We start from the raw sequence: 19,704 nt of genomic DNA on the forward strand, positions 1-19,704 counted from the left end.
TATTGGTAATGACGTTAGTACGATTTTTATTTATTTTTATTTATTTTTGGTTTAGTTTTTACTTAAGAACTGGCAGATTAGTCGTGTACTCTGCAAGCCACTTTTCTTGGAGCTTCTTCAAAGTACCATCTTTTTCTAGCGCATTCACAGCCTTAGTGACGTCTGCAGTAAGCTTAGAGCCTTTTGGAAGTACCAATCCAGTTCCTTCCTTATCTTCCGATCCTGCAATCTGTCCAAGAACAACACCTTCTTTAACCTGCTTGCTGCGCACAATGTTTACGGAAGATGGAGTATCTATAACAAGTGCGTCAATCTGCTTAGAATCAAGAGCCTGAACCAAAGCGTCATTATCGTTAAAGGTTTGAATATCGCTCTTAATCTTGTCTTTAGCAAAGCTGTAGCTTGTTGTTCCAACCATTGCGCCAATTGTAGCGGTTTTAAGGTCTGCTAAGGTCTTTGCGTTAGCAAACTTGCTATCTTTTTTGACCACAACACCCTGAGTTGCGTTGTAGTAACTTGGCGAAAAGTCTACTGCCTTCTTGCGTTCCTCCGTAATAGAGAACTGCTGAAGGTTAAAATCAAAGTCTTTTGGTCCTGGGGTTACTGCGGAGTCGAAGGTTGTGCGAACCCACTTTACTTTGTCTTTATCGTATCCGAGTTTCTTTGCAACAGCGTATGCTACTGCAGATTCGTAGCCCTTGCCGTTTTCTGGCTTGTTATCGTACATCCAAGGTGTGTAAGTTGGCTGAGCTGTGCCGATTGTCAAAACGCCTGGAGTAATCGTCTTTTGGTTTGTATCTTGTGCGTTTTGGATGCCGCATGCTGCTGTGCTAACCATTGCTGCCATTGCTAATGCTGCTGCTGCAATTTTTGCAGCAGCGATTGCTACGCGGTTGGTGTGCAAGTTGTTGTGTACGAAAATAGCCATTTTTTCTCCTTGTTTTTGCTAAAACCTTAAGATTTTTCGCTTATTCGTTTTTTAAGCGATTTAAGTAGGTTTTGCGGCCGTACATTTGATAGTTTATAAGACGATAGACGCATTTAAGGCTTAATTGTTACAGAATTGTTATCGCGATTGTTTATAACGCGCTATATTTTGTTGATTTAATACGTAGTTTTGTGGTGATTAGACTTAAGTCGTAGTATGTTAAGTGTCAGTTACATACGGTGTGTTGATTTTTTGAGGAGTATTTCATGTTAAATAATTTTGAACATAGCGCGGCTGACGATTTTTCTGAAAGTTCTAAAGATTTTAGTCATCTTTCAAAACTTGCTGTTATAGTTGCACTTCAAAAAGAAGCTCAGCCTATTCTTCAAGCATTTTGTGGGGATTATAAAACTTGGGATTCGTATGGGGTTACTTTTATTCAGGGCAAAATCGCTTCTAATAGCAAAGGCGAAAATCCTACTCTTACAATATGTGTTGCTGGAATGGGAAAGTGCGCTGCCGCAGCTGCAGCTCAAGCGTTGATAATCGAATCCAATCCACAAGTGTTGATTTTTAGCGGAATCGCAGGTGCTTTAAATCCGCGTCTTAGTGTTGGAGATATTGTTATAGGCAAGAAACTTCACTATTTAGAAACAAATACGCAAATTATTGCAGAGTGTGCTCCGTACAAATCTGTTTTTGAATCAGATTCAAAATTATGCGATTTAGCTGTTAAAGAGGCGCAATTATTAGGATTTAGGCTTGAGAAGTCTTTGGAGGAATCCTCTTCGGTTGCTGGCGACTTATCCTCGGACTTTAAGCAAAGCGCGTCTAATGAAAATAGCGTGTCTAACGAAAATTCAAACAACGTTGCTTATTTGTGTGGAAACATAGCAACAAGCGACCAATTTAACACAGATCCTAATATTTTAGACGCTGTGCGAGCAACGGTTTTTGGCGATTGCGAAGAGATGGAAGGCGCTGCTGCTGCACATATTGCTGCTAAAAACGGTGTTCCATTCCTTGCGATTCGCTCAATGAGTAATCGTTGTGGAGAATCATACGAATCTGTGGACTCGCATAAGGATGATTTAGTTCTTGCAGCTAATCAAGCAGGATCGTTAACTTTGCGTGTTTTGAAGGCGCTTGTTAAATAACTGCAGACTAGTTTACTTATTTGAATCGTTTTGTTCTGCTAAATCAAATCCGCTGAAAGTAAACCCAGGGCTTACTACGCAAGAAACAAGAACATCGCCATCGCTTGGTATTGTTCTCTGCCATGTCCCAGCAGGAATTACAAGATGTCCGCGCGTGGATAAGCCATTGCATTCCTTAGTGTTTCCAAGAGTAAAACGCTGCAAATCTGCCTCATCACAAGGGGTTTGACCACACCCACCAAGTTCAATCGTAAGATTTGACGGTCCATGCCATAGCCAAATCTCGTCTGCATCAACTTTATGCCATGCGCTTGAATCGCCAGAAGGCAAAAGGAAGTAAATAAGAGAGGCCAATGGTCTTGGTGCGTCTGCGCCAGCGTTTTTGTCAATTTTCGTATTGTTTGTGCTCGCGTTTGAAGTATTTTCATTGTTGGTTGCGCTATATAGTTGCGCTGCTTGCCAGTCGCGGGTGTACCATCCGCCTTCTGGATGGGCTTCTAGCTGTAATTCTTTAACAAGATTTTTGGCGTAATCACTCATATTTTCTAAACTGACACTCATAATGCATGCTCCTTTTATTTTTCATATTTGCGTTAAATATTTGCGTTAAATGTGTTCTTATCTGTGCTTGCATCAGATTATTGAGCAAAAGCACCATTATTGTATACAAGATTTCCAGAAATAACTGTTGCTTTTGCACTACCTGCACCGTGACGCACAAAATTGTGCAAAGTCTCTTCAACTCCTTGTGGCGAGCTTGTGTCTGTTGGAATATCAAATAATGCAAGGTCGGCTGTTGCTCCAGCATTAATTTGACCAATTCTGTGCGGTCCTACGTGTAAGCCCATAACGCTTGCGCCGCCTAAAGTAAGCATGCGAATAATTCGATGTGTTAAATCATCTTTTCTATACCCTTGCGCTGTTGCTAAATCATAGACTTTTGCAGCGTCGTCTAAAACGTCTAAAGATGGGGAAGAAGATAGTGAATCCGTACCAATCGCAAGCAAGTTTCCTTCTTCCATGTAGTCGCGAATTGGCGCGTCTCTTTCCGTAACAGTAATGCGGTTGGATCTTGGGCACAATGCCACTCCCACTCCGCGTTGACGCAAAATTCTTCGGTCTTCGCCATCTGCCCAAACTCCGTGCGCAATATGTACGTCTGGTCCAAGGGATCCGAGCTGATCCAAAAACTGAATTGCGGAAGCTGTCATTCCATGTGCTTTAAGTTCGCTGTAGCTCGCCCAAACGTTAGCATTCCAATCTGGTGCGGAATACGTGGTGAGTGTATCGGCGTGATTTCCAGCCTCCATAGGTGTTTCTGCTAAGTGTATGTGCAAGCGCATGTTTAGCTGTCTTGCAATGTCTGGCAAATCCACAAAAGGTTCGGTTTCTAGACTGTAAGGTGCGTGTGGGCTAATTCCTATACTCGGCACTCTGCCGCTGTCCATCATGTGCCCAAGCATCTCGAGCAGCTTAGCGTAGCCTTCTTCTTTCCAGTCAACGTTTTTCCAGCCCATTACCTCCCAATAGGCTATCCCGTGCATGCCTTGGCTTGCAAGCGCTCCAACTGCTTCGATATCAGTTACAATGTCGGCAGCTGCAGTAGTGCCAGCTTCCACCATCATTCTTGCGCCTTCGTATGCAGAAGTTTTCCAAGTCATCAATGATGGGTTATGCTGTTTTTCTTCTTGTAATTTGTCATAAACAACATTGAATCCTTCTTCCCAGTCTCTAAAATTGCGGTATTCGCCGCGGCCTACGCTTGCCATATTAGTGTATTGCAAATGCGTGTGTGCGTTTATAAGACCTGGTGTCATAAGACCATGCCAATGTCGTTCGTTGTTAAACATTTTCCTATAGGAATCGTTTGACATTTCATCTTTTAGAATGTCTAGTACCCACTGTCTTGTTCCAACGTGTACAACGCGTCTATTTGATACTGCTACGGCTCCTTCGGGAATAATAGGACCTGTTACTGGAATAACCATTGCTGCACTGTATAAGGTGACTTCGCTAAGCGGCGTTGGGTGTGCAAGTGCGCGTATTGGATCTGTAAACATTGCTTTCCTTATGGAATTATCGTTTAACTAATTTTGCTTCTGTTACTCTATTATTGCTTAGATTTGTTATGATTTGGTTAATTGGATTTCATCTAAATATTTTCGTCTTCGGCAAATCTTGTTAAATCCCATCTATAACCATTATCTTTATTGGATTCGCTAGCACTATATCCGCGTTCTGCTAATGCAATACTTGCTATTTGATTATCGGAGCTTTCTGGCAATTGGTAAATTCCAGAATCAAGCCGATTTTTGTCGCCATTTTTCTTGTTTTTCCCATTGTGCTCTAGCAAATACGCTACTGCGCTTACTTGAACAGCAAAACTAAAGTCCATAATCTCAATAGGATTTCCACCGCCAGTAGTGTAATTTGTGCCGTCTCCTTCACTTATTAGTGTGATTTGCGGACCGCACGGAACTTGGATTTTTCTTTGTGAAGTTCCAACAACTGGCTTAAAATCAGGGATTTCGTCTAGTGCAATCTCGTTTGCAATTCCGCCAATAACAGCCAAAATCGCGTTTTCTTGCATGTTTTGCATGTGTTGCAATGTAATCGTGTGTCTAACGCCTGTTGCAGAAACAATCATATTGCTTTTTTTAACAACGCATTCAAGATTATGAGCTTCAAATCCATCGAAAACTGCGCGTAAGGATTGGACAGGATTTGTATCGCAAATCGTAACTTTTGCACCCAATGCGCGTATTCTTAATGCGAATCCGCGACCAACTGGACCGTATCCAACAACAGTTACTTTAGCGTTTTTAAAGCATTCGCTTCCAAGAATTTGCTGCATAGTAGTAACGCATGTTTCGCCAGTTCCATGACGATTGTCAAAATCGGTTTTTAGAGCGCTGTTATTTACTGCAATCACAGGGTAGTGCAAGTGTCCAGCTTTTTGCATTGCTTCAAAAGCGTGCACTCCACTAGTTGTTTCTTCTGCAACTCCTATTAGATTAGCTGCGATTTGCGGGCGTTCCAGGCTTGCTAGGCGCGCAAAACTTGCACCATCGTCGATTATTATGTCTGGCTGTATTTCGTCTAAGAGTTTTAGCGCACCTTCATGAGTTTGTTCAGGTGTCCAATCTCGGTTTGCTTGTACTAAAATGCCTTCTTTTTTAAGCTGATCTGCTACTCTCTGGTCAGTTTCGTCTGGACCACAAAAAACGCCAACAATCGCTCCGTGCGCGTGCAATTCTCTAAGCAATACAGCTGTTTTTGGTTCCAACACAAGACAAACAGCTATTCTAACGCCTTCTAAATTAAGACCACTTTCTTGTAAATTGTTAAGTAGCGTGCGCATTACTGGCATATGTTTTTGCGCGTAATCTATTGCGTCTTTTCCGCTTAAATTAGGCGCATTAACCATAGTGTTTTCTATATTTTCGTAAGATTTAGTGGCATCAAAATCTGCGTATTGTTTACAAGTCGTAGGAATTATTCCCCAAGATTGCGCGCTCTGTAAGAATTTTTCCACATCACTATTTTGGTCACTATTTTTAGCATTCTCATTTTGAATATTGTTATCTCCAATAAACACGCGTGCCCCAGCAAGAGATTGGTTAGTTCTCTGCGAAGTAATAGCAACCCATTCGCTAAAATCAATCATATTAAACTCCTAAAAGCTCTTATATTTATTATCCCTATAATCCAAGTGCGTTCAAAGCTTCTTTTAAATTCTCTACTTCGATTATGTCAATACCGGGAATGCTAATTTTCTTTCGCATATTACACACGATCGCACGCTTATAGCCGATCCTAGCTGCTTCTCTAATTCTAGGTTCCATTCTAGAAGCTGGACGAATTTGACCAGTAAGACTAATCTCACCAATTGCGCAAGTTAAAGGTAAGACTGCCTTATTTTTGGCTGCGCTCGCCAAACTTGCCACTATTGCTAAATCGCAAGCAGGTTCTTTCGCCTTAGCTCCAGCAATCGTAGAAACGTAAATGTCTTTAGATAAAAGATTTAATCCACCATGTCTATATAAAACAGCGGTAAGCATGGCAATTCTGTTTGTGTCTACTCCAGAAACTGCGCGTCTAGGGGCTGGCAGAACCGAATCTGTAACAAGAGCCTGAATTTCAATAGGTATGCTTCTGTGTCCTTCTAAAGTAAAAGTTACGCACGTTCCTTCATTTTTACAATCTCCATTAGAAGACAGGAAAAGCCCAGAAGGATCTGGAACCTCTTCAATACCATCGCCACTCATGTCGAAGCAGCCAACTTCGTCTGTAGGCCCAAAACGATTTTTAACAACGCGAAGCATGCGTAATGCGGTTTGACTATCTCCTTCAAATTGGCAAACAGTGTCTACAAGATGTTCAAGCGTGCGAGGACCTGCAATCGAGCCGTCTTTTGTAACGTGTCCAACAAGAAGAATTGGAATATCGCAAGTTTTAGCAACGTCTATAAGCGCGCTAGCTACTTCTCGAACTTGAGTGGAGCCTCCTGTAATTCCTTCAACATCGCTAGAAACAATAGTTTGTGCCGAATCTACAATTGCAAGAGTTGGCTTATATTTTTCGATTAGCGCTAAAGCTGTGTTTAAGTCTGTTGTAGACGCAAGAAGAAGATTTTGACTTATGGCATTTATGCGTGATGCGCGCAATTTTACTTGCGACTTTGATTCTTCGCCAGAAATGTACAGGACTAAATTTTTTGTGTATTCGGCATTGTTTTTCGCAGATCCGTTGCAATTCTTGGCAATTTTTCCTGCTGTTTCTAAAAGTAGAGTAGATTTTCCGATTCCTGGTTCGCCTGCTATAAGCGTGACTGATCCTGGAACAAGCCCTCCTCCTAAAACGCGGTCAAATTCGCTAAATCCTGTGTGGATTCGCATGCCATTATCTGCTGTAATTTCACTGATTGGCTGAGCATCTACGCTAGAATCAAGATTTGTTATTGTAGAAATGTTATTTTTTGCATTTCTAGATCTTGTGGAGGCTCGTGAAACTCCGCTTGTAGCTTTAGACTCGTGAAACTCGTTTAATGTTCCCCATTCGCCGCATTCTGGACAGCGACCATACCATTTTGAACCACTCCAACCGCATTCGGAGCATAAGTAGTAAGTAGTAGATTTTGCAGCCATGATTTGACGCTAGCTGCATTTGTAGACATTTTACCGTCATACTTTTGTGAGATAATCCAAGTATGTTGAACAGTGTTATGTGGGGTAAAAAATATGAATTCTTATGCGAATAATCCTTCTAACTCGACTTCATCTGTATCTGCGTCTCATAACAACTTACGAAAAGTTCTTATAGTTGCCGTAATAGTGGTCGTTTTAGCTATAGTTTCCGCATTCATATGGCCTGGCTGGGCGTTAAATCGCCAGCAACCGCAGTCTGCTAAAACTCAGGTGTCTTCTGCAAAAACTCCGTCAATTAAGTCTAAAGATTTGCCTAGTACATCTACTGCACTGTTAAGATCTATGCCAGATAGTGTTCTTGATTTTGCGCGTGTTGATGCTTGTCCTAGTGCTAAATGGTCTTCGGCATCTCCTTTGGAAGAATACACTGTTAGATATTCTACGGGAGAATCTGGCAGTGATGTTTCAGTCGTTGTTGCTCAATGGAGTAGTCGTGATTTAGCAAATAAGCAATATGAGCTTTTGACTGATGCATTAGCTGGAAGTGATATTGCTTCTGGAAAGATTCAGGTTGCTGGTAAGGCTACTGGAAGCTATGTTTTGAAGGCAGATGATAATAGTAAGACTAAAGCTAGTGCCATCTGGCAAAATGACACTGTTGTATTTGAAGTGACTGGTTTAAAACAGTCTGTTGAAAGATTCTATAAGCAATTCCCAATGTAACTTTCGTACTGATATAGGCTGTTTTGTACGTGTTTTTGTAAAATTTTGTTTTAAAATTTTCCAAAGTCGTCAAAACGGTGTAACATTAGGCAAGTTGCACACTTTACATATGAATGGAGGCTTCAGATGGGTTCTGTCATCAAGAAGCGCCGCAAGCGGATGAGCAAGAAGAAGCACCGCAAACTGCTGCGTAAGACTCGTCATCAGCGTAAGTAGTAGCTGTTTGGCGCGCCTGCCCGTTTGGGCACGTAACACTTTTGAAAGCGTTGGATTTTTCCAGCGCTTTTTTTTTATTGCGATTGAAGACTGCAATGATTGGAGAATGTAAAAAATTTCCCGAAAATGTACGTAAAACAGTGGATTTTACGTACATTCTCGGGAAATGATTGGTTAAATTTAGATATGCAGTTTACTTATTTGGGTTTGTAAGAGTGCGCGGACCGTTTGGATCACCAACAATCACAGTGTCAACCATATTCAAGAACAATCCGTGTTCTACAACGCCAACAGTCTCAATCAAATCCTTAGCAAGCTCTTGCGGGTGCTCAATGCGCTCCAAGTGCAAGTCAACAACAAAGTTATTTTCGTCTGTACGCACTTCCTTGCCATCTGCATCAAGACGCAAAACTGGCTTGTATCCGCGCTTTTCAAACTTGCGAATCACTTGTGCAGATCCGAATGGAATTACCTCAACAGGAAGTGGGAACTTGCCGATTGTATCAACTACCTTGCTGGCGTCCACAATCCACACAATGCGGTCGGAGTTAATTGCAACAATCTTCTCCCAGAGCAATGCTGCACCGCCGCCCTTAATACCGTTAAAGTTTTTATCGACTTCATCTGAACCATCAATAGTAACGTCAATATGGTCAACATCGTTAATGTCAAGAATCTTAATGCCGTAGCCCTCTGCCTGCTCTTGCGTGCGTCGAGAAGTTGTGACACCAGTGAAGCTCAAGCCTTCTTCTTTTACTCTGCGACCGAGTTCGTCTACAAGAAAACGAACAGTAGAGCCGGTTCCAAGTCCAACCATCATGCCATTTTGTACGATTTTTGCGGCCTCAATGCCAGCTGCCTTCTTAAGAGCATCTTGCTGTGCTTTATCCATTTGTGCCTACTTTCTTATCTTTCTTGTTGGCGTGGCTAAAATAACAGCGCGTTTATAGCGTTTTTACCAACCGCCACTTATTTCATACATACTACATATTAGTCTGCGTTCAGATTTTATTCTGTTTGGTTTGCAGCTTTTGTTTGAATATAAAACTCGGTTGGATCTAGTTTAAGAGTGCCGTCTGGCTGAACATATCCGCTTACTTGTATGTTTCCTAATACGTATCGTGGTTGACCATTAAAGCTTTGGCTCGTATTTGGAGCAGGTGTGAATTGTAATGTTCCAGATACACATAATCCTGGCACTACTTGATATTTTTGTTCTGATTTATTTTGAGATTGTTTATTTTTACGCGACTCGTCGGATGCTTTCGATTCATCCTGTGTATTACTGTTACGCGTAGTTGAATCGTTAGCAACGCTGTTATCGGCGTATTTAATGGCATCATCATCGGATGTTTCACGTTTTGTTTCACGATGAAAATCGCCTTTAAAATCAGGATTAATATCCTTACCAACGCATCTTCCTATGTGATATTCAGCATTAGAAATCTTGCCGTCTAACAGCATTTTTGCGTCTTCTGGTACATCAACACCGTCTGCATATGTAGAAGAAATCAACGATTTCCATCCTTCTAGTGGCAGGTATCCATCCTTCAATCTGCTGCGGCAATCTTCAGCATAAGTTCTAGCCAGCTCATCAACTTTTTCGTTTCCAGCGTTTCCAGCGTGTCCCTTAACCCAGACGAACTTAACGGAGCCTTCGCGTTTAGTAATCTCCGAATCGATTGCGCGAATCAAATCTGCGTTTTTTACAGGCTCTTTTTTGGAGTTCTTCCAACCGTTCTTCTTCCAACCGTGAATCCACGTGGTTGAGCAGTTTATAGCGTATTGCGAATCAGTTTCGATTGTAAGATCCTCGCTTCCAGGGTGTGCTCTCAACGCTTCTAGTACTGCGCATAACTCACCAATTTGATTCGTGCCATTTGTGGCTCCGCCTGCATCCGCGTTTCCTGCATGTTGATGCTCGTGCGTGCTTCCTGCTTCATCAGTGTGGTCTGCCCAAGCCCAACCCATTGATCCATTTGGATTTCCAAGTGCTGAACCATCGGTAGAAACAACAATCATCACAAAACCTTTCAAAAATGCGCCGGTTGCAGATTGCAACCAGCGCAATTAGTAGATTCTTTACTTACGAAAGATTATTACGTTACGCTAAAGCCTTGTCTACTACAGCAGTAGCTTCCTCAAGCACCTTGTCAAGTGCCTCTGGAGAAACGAAGGACTCAGCATAAACCTTGTAAATGTTCTCGGTACCAGATGGGCGAGCAGCGAACCAATTGTTCTTGGTCGTAACCTTCAAGCCGCCAATCTTTGCGCCGTTTCCAGGAGCTTCCGTAAGCTTTGCGGTAATATCTTCGCCAGCGAGCTTAGTTGCTTCAACATCGTTGCCACTTAGAGCAGCAAACTTCTGCTTCTGTTCAAGAGTTGTTGGAGTATCTACGCGCTTGTACCAGCTTTCTCCAAAGCGAGCAACCTGATCTTGGTGAAGCTGAGCAGGGTTCTTACCAGTCTTTGCAGTAATTTCTGCAGCGAGCAAATCAGGAATCAAACCATCCTTATCGGTGGTCCACACGCGTCCGTCTTTGCGCAAGAAGCTCATGCCAGAGCTTTCCTCACCGCCGAAAGCAACTTCGCCGCTAAAGAGTGGGTCAACGAACCACTTGAAGCCAACAGGAACTTCCACAAGCTTAGCGTTAATCGAAGCAGCTACGCGGTCAATCAAGGAAGAAGACACAAGCGTCTTGCCGATAGCAGTATTCTTTGGCCAATCCGGACGAGCGCCGCCGAACAAGTACTCCACGCACACTGCAATGTAGTGGTTCGGGTTCATAACGCCCCAATTCGGGCACACGATACCATGGCGATCGGCATCTGGATCAGTGCCTCCAACCAAATCGTACTTATCCCAAGCGCCAGCGTTAAGCTGATCAACTAAGCCCTTCATTGCGTAAGGGGAGCTTGGATCCATACGAATCTTGCCATCGTGGTCAATAGTCATGAATCGCCAAGTTGGGTCAACTTCTGGACGCACAACGCCAATGTTTAAACCGTACTTTTCGTTCATAAGTGGCCAGTAGTTTACGCTTGCGCCGCCGAGTGGGTCAATTCCCAAACGCACGCCGCTAGAGCGAATCACATCGAAATCGATTACGTTAGCCAAATCGCTAACGTAGTGCTCGCGGTAATCGAAGCCTTCAACCAAATCAGACTTGATTGCTTCCTCGAAAGGCACGCGCTTAACGGACTTGTAGTTGTCGAGCAATTCGTTTGCGCGAGCTGCAATTGCGTTAGTCACTTCTGCAGGTGCAGGACCGCCTGTTACAGGGTCGTACTTAAAACCTCCGTCGGTTGGAGGATTGTGCGAAGGAGTGACGACAATGCCATCTGCCAAGCCGTCTCCGCTAAAGCGTTGAGTGCCGTCTGCTGCGCGATTATGCGTCAAAATAGCCTGAGAAACAACAGGAGTTGGCACGAAATCGCCGCGAGAATCCACGCGAACGTGAACGCCGTTAGCGACCAAAACCTCGATAGCGGTTTTTTGAGCAGGCTCAGAAAGAGCGTGCGTATCGCGACCAATATAAAGAGGACCAGTTACGCCAGCCTTCTTGCGATATTCAGCAATAGCTTGAGTAATAGCCACAATATGAGCTTCGTTAAACGAAGTTTTTAAAGCAGAACCACGGTGACCGGACGTACCGAAAATCACGCGCTGTTCTGGAATATTGGAATTTGGAACTTCATCATAGTAAGCGCCAACCAAAGCGTCGACATCTACTAGATCTTCTGGGGTGGCGGGCATTCCCGCATTTTTTGCTACCATAATTTTTTATTTTGCCACGGCGACGGTATTTTAACGTAAGTTAGCATTATTTTGAGTCAAAGAAGATTGTAAACTCTCTGGTATGCGAACGCATAAAGCCTGTTTGTCTACGCTAAAACGCAAGTGTTTTGTGTAGCCTAAAATATCTCCATCAACTTGCACAGGAGCAGGTCGTTCTATCTTGACTTCTGCTTCAACACCTTGCGATTGGTCGATTTTAGAGTTTGTAGAAAGCGGACTTTGCTTTGCTTTTCCTGTAACGGTTTGGTGTACAACGTCTCCAAATAGGTTAGCCCATCCAATTAATCCGCCAGATGTGTCAATAATTTCGAAGTCTAATATGCCATCATCGTAAACGGCTTCTGGCATTAAAGAAAGCATTGGTATTTGTCCACAATTACCAGCCATAAGTGTGCGGAATGATATTCCTCTTGCTGTGTGATTTGTACCGTTTTCTCTAATAAAAGTAACGTCTCCGCGATATTTTGGCGCAAATAAGTGTTTAACGCCAGCAACAAAGTATGCAAGCCAGCTTATGTTCTTTTTAAGCGCAGGATTAGTGTCGTCTATCATAAGAGCGTCGAATCCAATTCCTGCAATAATCAAAAATGCGTGACCATGGTCTTCATACGGCTTGTCGAGTATAAAAACACGCCCAACGTCAACTTTTTTAGATCCGTGGCTTGTTGCAACTCTTAGTGCTGCTTGAACATCATCTACTGGAATGCCCATGTTGCGCGCAAACAAGTTCCCTGTGCCAATTGGAATTATTCCCATCGCGTGGTTCGTGCCAGAAACCGCGCTTGCAACCGTTCTAACAGTGCCATCTCCACCAACTGCCACAACAACATTTGCCCCGTTTTCTAAGGCTTCGAGTGCGCATTCTCGCCCGTCTTTATTTAATTGAGTGTCTATTATTTCGTATGTGAAATTGTGTGATTTGCAATATTCTTTAATGTCAAGTCTATATTGTTCTGCTTGAGGTTTAGACGGGTTTAGTATGAAAGCGTAATGTACACTATCTCCGTGTCGCTCTGCGAGTTTTTCTGCTAAATGATGCTTTTTCAAGGCGCGCGTAACTATCATAATGATGAATGGCGCAAGTACTAGCGCAAAAACAATCACCATTAACGCAATCGTCGCTTGAATTGGCATATCTGGCATATTTATTATTCTTGCACATATCTTTAATATATGGTGATTATTTTTAGAATATTTGCGAATATTTGATTACTTTTCACATTTTCATCACGTATTGAGCATATTTTTTATTTTTGGCTCGCATTTCTATTATTTATTTCTATTATTTCTATTATTTCTATTTATATGTTTTACATTCCTTATGTGAGTTATATGCTAAGCAAGTGCTAAACTTGCCACATGCGATTTTTGTGCCATTAATCGAGCAGGGGTTTAAGAGTATGTCCGAGTTAGAACATAATAATCCAGACGCTTTTGAGTCTGAAAATATTGATAATATTGCTAATAATATAGACGTAAACAGTGTAGATAATTACAATATTGACAATAACGATATAAATCAGACTGCTGTTTTAAAGAATCGCCATAAGTCGAACAAGTCTGCACTGGTTCTTTTATATTCTTTGGTCATATTCGTTATACTCTTAGTCTGCGCTTTTCTTGGCACACAAGCGTATTTCCATGATCGTGTTGCCCCTGGTGTACATTTTGCTGGAAGTAGTCAAATTGTTGGCGCTCAGTTGGCAGCGGTTTCTAAAAATGTAGATAATGCTGTTGATAGCACCAAAATAGAAATTAAAGATGATCGTGGTAAAACAATCAACGCGAATTTTGAAGACTTGTACGTCAAAGTAGATAAGAGCGCAACGGTTAAAAATATAATGCGATCTAAGCATGATAACGCGTTTACAATGCTTATGCCTTGGGTTCAGAAGACTGTCGCTTTGCAAGCAACTCGAAACGACATGGATATGGATGCGTATATCATCAAGAAATTTGTTAACGATAAAGATCGTGCAATGCCTTATACGGCAAAATACGATTCTGGTTCTGAATCTTATGTGGTGGAAGATGGTGTTCCAGGTCGTACAGTAATAACATTGCCTGTTCGTGAGGCTGTTAAAAAATCGCTTGAAAATCCTGGTAAAACAGTAAAAGTTACTATTGAGTCTCGTAGGATTGAAGCACCGATTAAGCGTGATGTTGCTAAGAAAACTGTGGATCAGCTTAATAATATTCTTACTAAGAAAATCACTTTAAGTAATGGCGATTCAAAAGATTTTACGATACCTAAATCTGCAATCGCTTCTTGGATTAAGGTTAATGCTGATGAACAGAGAAAGCAGATTTCGTTTACTGTAGATAGGGAAGCAGTAAATACTTGGCTTTCAAAAGAGCTTGCTAAGAATCTGAACCAGCAGAAAATAGATCAGGAAGACACTTATAGTAAGAAGGGTCAGTTCATAATGACCACTCTTAAAGGTGTTAATGGCGTAGAGGTTCGCTATTCAAAGGATGTAGCAAACAAGGTTGTGGATGCTATCGAAAAGGGTACAGACGCAAAGATTACGGTTCCAACAAATGTAGTAAAGTTTGCTGTTGAAAAGAAGATTGTTGAAATGCGTATTGTGGTTGATAAAACCACGCAGACAGTAAGCGTTTACAAAGATGATCAATTAATACGAACAATGCCAGTTTGCACGGGCTCCAATGGATATTACGAGACGCCAAATGGAACATTCCACATTTACTTACGTTATGACGTTCAAGCTATGCAAGGATTTAATAGAGACGGTTCTAGATACTATTTGCCTGGAATTACTTGGGTTAGCTACTTTAACGGTGGAATTTCATTCCATACAGCAAGGTGGAATGATGTTGGTATAGCACAAGGATACCCAGCAAAGCATGGTTCTCACGGCTGCATTAATATGTACGAGCAGGATTCTAAGTGGGTGTACGACAATTGCCCGCGTGGAACAATCGTACAAGTGGTTGGCGAGCAGCCAGATGGTCCAGTTCGTCAATAATTCATTGTAATAGTGAGTTATAGGCTTTATAAAAGTTATAAAATTCATAAAAGCGAGTAACAATTTGGCTAAATTGGATGACAATAACGCTGCAAAAGGCGGCGAACAAGCCAAGCAAGAATGTGATTCTCCAGCTGTAGCTAGAAGAATAAGCAGTACGCCTATTCAAGTGCGAGTTACAGCCACGCTTTTTGATGCTCCTTCGGATGAAGAGCGTATAGATAAAAAGCCGCCTTTTATTCGATTGGTCAGAAAACTTGTTACATCAAGCGTTGGATTTTGGATGCGTGTAAGCGGTAAGATTATGCGCCGTTTGGGTTGGTTCCCAAGCGTTGAGCCTTATATTGGTTATGGAACTGATAATTATGCTCGTCTGATTTGCCGTACGGTTCTTGCTCCTAAAGCTGGGCATCATTCTGTTTTGAAGCGCGGAATATATGCGATGCTTGTTGTTCCTGCTGTTAGGATTCGTGTTTCTTTAAGCATTGATGGTGTTCCTGTTGAATCTGCGCAAGTTGGTGATTCGTCTGTGTACGATAAGCCAGATGCTAGTTTCAACAGTGGTGCTGAATATTGTGTTTCAGACTGTTCTGGTTATCTTGATTTGATTACTGAAAGATCACTTAATGTTGGTGAACATAAAGTGTCTTACAAAGTAGATAATCGTGAGCCTGTTGATGCAAGCATGTTTGTTATTTCTGAAAAATCTACTTTGGGAATAATTTCCGACGTTGATGACACTATTATGGTCACTCAGGCTCCTTCTCCGCTAAGAGCAGCTTACAATCTGCTTATTATGAATCCAGAGCACAGGCATGCTGTTAAGGGTATGAATCATTTCTTTAATAAGATTCGTGATTTTGTTCCTAACGCCCCGTTTTTCTATCTTTCAACTTCTCCTTGGAATGTGGAAGCTTCTATACGACACTTCATTTTGCGTGAAGGTTTTCCATCTGGACCGCTTCTTCTTAGAGATTTAGATCCTAGACCTAAGACTTTTGTGCCGACTGGTCCTCAGCATAAGCTTGAGTTTGCTCAGCAGCTTATGGATGATTTTCCAGGTATGAGATTTGTGCTTATTGGTGATGATGGTCAGAAGGATCCAGCTACTTATGCGAGTATTATAAAAAAATTCCCTAATCGAGTTTTAGCGGTAGGCATAAGACAGCTTAAGGTCAATTCAACTATGACCGATTTTAGGAGAGCAATGTCTAAGGATTTTGGGGTTACTCTTGCGTCTTCTAGAATTGCAAGCGTTGGTGATGGTAATTTTGTTAATGCTAAAGGTGCTGCTGGAACTTTTGAAGGTGTCCCATTTTTTGCAGCTCCAGATGGTGAATCTTTGAAAGATATTATGATTCCATTTATTATGGATGCTGTTTAATGTTGTGTAGTTGATATTGTGTAATTGTGCAGAATTTTTATGTTTTCTATGTGTTGTAAAGGTTATAAATGCAAGATAGTTCGCTAAAAGTCGGTGAGTTTGATTCTTTAAATAAGGCTGCTGGTTGTAAGCCTATGACCGCTACAAAAATTGATTATGTTCGTGAGTTTCACAATGATGTGTTTGTAGATGAATATGCTTGGATGAAAGACAAAGAGAGCAAAAGACTTCGTGAATATATTGATTCTCAAAACAAGTACACTGAACAACGCGTTTCTAGGTTAGATTCTTTACGTAAACAACTGTTTAATGAGATGAAATCGCGTATTCAAGAAACGGATATGTCTGTTCCAACAAGAATGGACGGATATTGGTATTATGTGCGTACCGTAGAAGGTAAACAGTACGGGATTCAATGCCGAATGCCTGTTAAAAATGAGAATGATTGGGATCCGCCAGTTATAGATGAACGCGCAAATCCTGGAGAAACAGAAGGCGAAGAAGTTATTTTTGACGCCAACAAAGAGGCATCGGAATTTGGTGGAGATTTCTTCCAACTCGGAGGAATGGATATTAGTTTAGACGGCACGAGAATGTTGTTTGGTGTCGATACTAAGGGTGATGAAAGATTCGATTTTTATATTCGTGATTTTTGCAAAAGTAGCAATGATTTTATAACGCTTCGAGATTGCATAAAAGGCATATCTTCTGCGCTTTTAACACCAGACGGAAAATGGGTTTTTTATGTGACTTTAGACAGCGCATGGCGACCATACCAGGTGTTTAGACATAAAATTGGAACTTCTGTAGAAGATGATGTAAAAGTTTTTGAAGAATTGGATGCGAGATTTTTTGTTAGCGTTTACGAAAGTTTCGACGAACGTAGCATTATGATAAACAGCAGCTCAAAAACAACTTCGCGCGTATTAATGCTTCCATTAAGCACTCCAGAAGCAGATTTTAAGATGGTGTTAAAGCCTATAAAAAACGTGGAATACGATGTTTCTTTCGCATGCTTTGAGAATGCTGGAGATGATGGTAAAGATATTCCACTCATGTTTGTAAGCCACAATCTTAAAAATCCTAATTTTCAGATTGATGTTATAGATTTGCGAAAGCGATCTATGGAATCAATGCCATTTAACATTGGCGAAGGCGATTGTGTGGTTCAGGGATCTCCTTACGGCTGCAAAAATGGTGATTTATTAGAACCAGGAGCCAGTAAAAAAGCAGTTAGTGAACCGTATTATAACAGCAAAAATCCTAAGATTTTACAGGGAACTTGTGGATTGAGCATTGATGGTTTAAGCGTTTATAAGAATTATGTGGCTCTTTCTTTCCGAGCGAATGGCTTGCCTCAGCTTGCTGTTATGCCTAAAAGCAATGCTGTTGAAGATTTTAATGCTGGGCGACCTTGGCGTTTTATTAGGGTTGGAGCAGAAGGTTTTATAAAAGAAACAGCGGAAGAGTGGCAACCAACCGATGTTGTAAAAGATAATTTGTCTGATTTATCTAATTTATCTATCCAAAATCAAAATCAAAACACCGTTCGAATTGAACTATCTAAAATAACCAATGAACAAGCTAAAAATAGTCGTGTTTACCTTATTGGAGCAACTGGTAATCCTTCTTACGAAGCTCCAAGAATGCGTTATTCTTGTTCAAGCTATGCGACACTAGGGTCTTTGCGTGAAATAGATCCTATTACAGGCAAAGACGTTTTGCTTAAGCGTGGGAAAATTCTAGGCGATTTTAACGAAAATGACTACGCAGAAAAACGAGTGTGGATTACTGTCCGAGATGGAGAGCGCGTACCCGTATCCCTAGTGTGGCGTAAAAAAACTGTGGCTAAATCACAAGCAATGTTCATCACCGCTTACGGAGCTTATGAAATAAGCAGCGATCCGTATTTTTCTGTGGCGCGCCTAAGCATGCTGGATAGAGGAGTGCTGTTCGTACAAGTGCATGTGCGAGGCGGCGGAGAAATGGGTCGTGCGTGGTATGAGAATGGTAGGCGTCGCAACAAAAAACACACGTTTGAAGATTTTGTAGACGTTACGCGCGCTTTGCAACAAGCGGGTTATGCTTCGGCAAATCAGACTGTTGCAAATGGCGGTTCTGCAGGCGGTCTTCTTATGGGAGCTGTAGCAAATATGGCTCCGCAATGCTACGCAGGAATCGAAGCTGATGTTCCGTTTGTTGACGCGCTTACGTCTATGCTAGACGACTCGCTGCCGCTTACTGTTACAGAGTGGGACGAATGGGGAGACCCATTGCATAATGCGCAAGATTACGCGTATCTAAAGTCGTACACGCCTTACGAGAATGTGTCTGAACATGTTGAGCCAGGTGAGTTTCCAAAGATTCTTATAACTTCTTCGATTAACGACACTCGCGTTCTTGTTACGGAGCCTCTTAAGTGGCTTGCTCGCTTGCAGGCTGCAGGCGCGGACGCGATTGCGCGCATTGAAACAGATGGCGGTCACGGTGGAAGCTCTGGCAGGTATAAAAAGTGGGAGGAAGTTTGCTATGAAAACGCATGGTGTTTAGATGCCATGGGTATTTCGTAGAATATTTTTAAAACACATTGGAGGCTGATTGTGGTAAGAATTAAGCCAGATAAGCCCTACACGGAAGACCTTCCTTTAACGCATACAGCGTTATTTAAGCAAGTGCCACTCGATCAAGCGAGGGAGCTTCTCGAGCATTTGCATGAGTCGGTTTTTTCTAAGGGGCAGGCGATTTTTAACGAAGGAGATACTGATCGCCGCATGTATCTGCTTGAGCGTGGACGGGTTAAGCTTGTACGCCATTCAAGGGATAATCGTGTGCAATTGCTTAGTATCCACACGCACGGTGAGATTCTTGGAGAGATTCCTGTTTTTGACCCGTTCGGCGGTCCGCGTACAGCTTCTGCAATAGCAATTACAGATAGAACTCGCGTATTATGGCTAGAAAACGAAGTTCTTTTTAAGTGGCTTGGCCATCATCCTAGGGTTGCTGTAGACATGCTTCAGGTTTTAGCTGCACGTTTAAGAGCAAATAATGAACATATTTCTGATCTTGTTTTTATGGACGTTCCAGCTAGATTGGCTAAAACGCTTTTAAACCTTGCTTCTAGGTTTGGAGAACCTGTTAGGGAAGGTGTGCTTGTTCCTCACGATTTAACACAAGAAGAACTTGCTCAACTTGTTGGGTCTTCTAGAGAAACAGTTAATAAAGCGTTGATGGATTTTGCTCAGAGGGGTTGGATTAAAAGGCACGGTAGGTCAATTATTATTTACCAACCTGGAATGTTGATTCGCAGAGCAGAAAGATAAATCGCGATTTTTGCGTGCCGCAACGTAGAGGCAAACCTCT

16 protein-coding genes are annotated in these 19,704 nt (G+C 42.0%); 7 read left to right on the forward strand and 9 right to left on the reverse strand.

Going from position 1 to position 19,704, the window contains the following annotated elements; translation table 11 throughout:
* Positions 1–58: 58 nt before the first annotated feature.
* The gene (locus HXT25_RS04255; RefSeq protein WP_422118715.1) at positions 59–928 is read right to left on the reverse strand and encodes an ABC transporter substrate-binding protein; all 870 of its coding nucleotides are present in this window, start codon (positions 926–928) and stop codon (positions 59–61) included.
* A gap of 266 nt (positions 929–1,194) precedes the next feature.
* Here HXT25_RS04255 and HXT25_RS04260 point away from each other — a divergent pair, with 266 nt between their 5' ends.
* Positions 1,195–2,085, forward strand: coding sequence for a 5'-methylthioadenosine/S-adenosylhomocysteine nucleosidase (locus HXT25_RS04260; protein ID WP_004112055.1), 891 nt, complete (start codon positions 1,195–1,197; stop codon positions 2,083–2,085).
* Positions 2,086–2,097: 12 nt separating this feature from the next.
* Here HXT25_RS04260 and HXT25_RS04265 read toward each other — a convergent pair whose 3' ends face one another.
* The 4 genes from HXT25_RS04265 to radA all read right to left on the reverse strand — a co-directional run bounded on the left by HXT25_RS04265 (position 2,098) and on the right by radA (position 7,232).
* Positions 2,098–2,646: a cupin domain-containing protein gene (locus HXT25_RS04265; RefSeq protein WP_422118716.1), complete on the reverse strand. Its 549-nt coding sequence runs from the start codon at positions 2,644–2,646 to the stop codon at positions 2,098–2,100.
* A 77-nt stretch (positions 2,647–2,723) separates the two neighbouring features.
* Positions 2,724–4,145 (reverse strand): amidohydrolase family protein, encoded by a 1,422-nt coding sequence (locus HXT25_RS04270; protein WP_410310648.1) that lies wholly within the window; start codon positions 4,143–4,145, stop codon positions 2,724–2,726.
* A gap of 92 nt (positions 4,146–4,237) precedes the next feature.
* Positions 4,238–5,752 (reverse strand): adenosylhomocysteinase, encoded by a 1,515-nt coding sequence (locus tag HXT25_RS04275; RefSeq protein ID WP_422118717.1) that lies wholly within the window; start codon positions 5,750–5,752, stop codon positions 4,238–4,240.
* Between the two features lie 34 nt (positions 5,753–5,786).
* A complete protein-coding gene (gene radA / locus HXT25_RS04280) occupies positions 5,787–7,232 on the reverse strand; it encodes a DNA repair protein RadA (RefSeq protein WP_009994665.1) in 1,446 nt (481 codons plus the stop codon).
* A gap of 93 nt (positions 7,233–7,325) precedes the next feature.
* Between radA and HXT25_RS04285 the strand changes: the two genes are divergently transcribed.
* A complete protein-coding gene (locus HXT25_RS04285) occupies positions 7,326–7,955 on the forward strand; it encodes a hypothetical protein (protein WP_285070129.1) in 630 nt (209 codons plus the stop codon).
* 126 nt (positions 7,956–8,081) lie between these two features.
* Positions 8,082–8,171, forward strand: coding sequence for a 30S ribosomal protein bS22 (locus HXT25_RS04290; protein ID WP_004268639.1), 90 nt, complete (start codon positions 8,082–8,084; stop codon positions 8,169–8,171).
* A gap of 193 nt (positions 8,172–8,364) precedes the next feature.
* On the opposite strand, the gene rpiA is transcribed toward HXT25_RS04290, so the two are convergent.
* The 4 genes from rpiA to HXT25_RS04310 form a co-directional block, all read right to left on the reverse strand.
* Positions 8,365–9,063, reverse strand: a complete 699-nt coding sequence (rpiA, locus tag HXT25_RS04295; protein WP_004112071.1) for a ribose-5-phosphate isomerase RpiA — start codon at positions 9,061–9,063, stop codon at positions 8,365–8,367.
* A 116-nt stretch (positions 9,064–9,179) separates the two neighbouring features.
* Entirely contained in the window at positions 9,180–10,241 is a 1,062-nt protein-coding gene (locus HXT25_RS04300) for a ribonuclease H family protein (protein ID WP_004112073.1), read from the reverse strand.
* A 34-nt stretch (positions 10,242–10,275) separates the two neighbouring features.
* Entirely contained in the window at positions 10,276–11,949 is a 1,674-nt protein-coding gene (gene pgm, locus HXT25_RS04305) for a phosphoglucomutase (alpha-D-glucose-1,6-bisphosphate-dependent) (RefSeq protein ID WP_004112076.1), read from the reverse strand.
* Positions 11,950–11,979: 30 nt separating this feature from the next.
* Positions 11,980–13,113, reverse strand: coding sequence for a diacylglycerol/lipid kinase family protein (locus HXT25_RS04310; protein WP_004112079.1), 1,134 nt, complete (start codon positions 13,111–13,113; stop codon positions 11,980–11,982).
* A gap of 257 nt (positions 13,114–13,370) precedes the next feature.
* On the opposite strand from HXT25_RS04310, the gene HXT25_RS04315 reads away from it, so the two are divergent.
* From HXT25_RS04315 to HXT25_RS04330, 4 genes are all read left to right on the forward strand, one after another.
* Positions 13,371–14,960: a L,D-transpeptidase gene (locus HXT25_RS04315; RefSeq protein ID WP_032834287.1), complete on the forward strand. Its 1,590-nt coding sequence runs from the start codon at positions 13,371–13,373 to the stop codon at positions 14,958–14,960.
* Positions 14,961–15,024: 64 nt separating this feature from the next.
* On the forward strand, positions 15,025–16,344 hold the full coding sequence (locus HXT25_RS04320) for a phosphatase domain-containing protein (RefSeq protein ID WP_004116977.1): 1,320 nt from the start codon (positions 15,025–15,027) through the stop codon (positions 16,342–16,344).
* Between the two features lie 68 nt (positions 16,345–16,412).
* Entirely contained in the window at positions 16,413–18,914 is a 2,502-nt protein-coding gene (locus HXT25_RS04325) for a S9 family peptidase (RefSeq protein ID WP_422118718.1), read from the forward strand.
* Between the two features lie 30 nt (positions 18,915–18,944).
* The gene (locus HXT25_RS04330) at positions 18,945–19,664 is read left to right on the forward strand and encodes a Crp/Fnr family transcriptional regulator (RefSeq protein WP_004112109.1); all 720 of its coding nucleotides are present in this window, start codon (positions 18,945–18,947) and stop codon (positions 19,662–19,664) included.
* The last annotated feature ends 40 nt before the right edge of the window (positions 19,665–19,704 follow it).

It is taken from the genome of Gardnerella sp. DNF00476 (genome assembly GCF_049262735.1).
Taxonomy (GTDB): domain Bacteria; phylum Actinomycetota; class Actinomycetes; order Actinomycetales; family Bifidobacteriaceae; genus Bifidobacterium; species Bifidobacterium vaginale.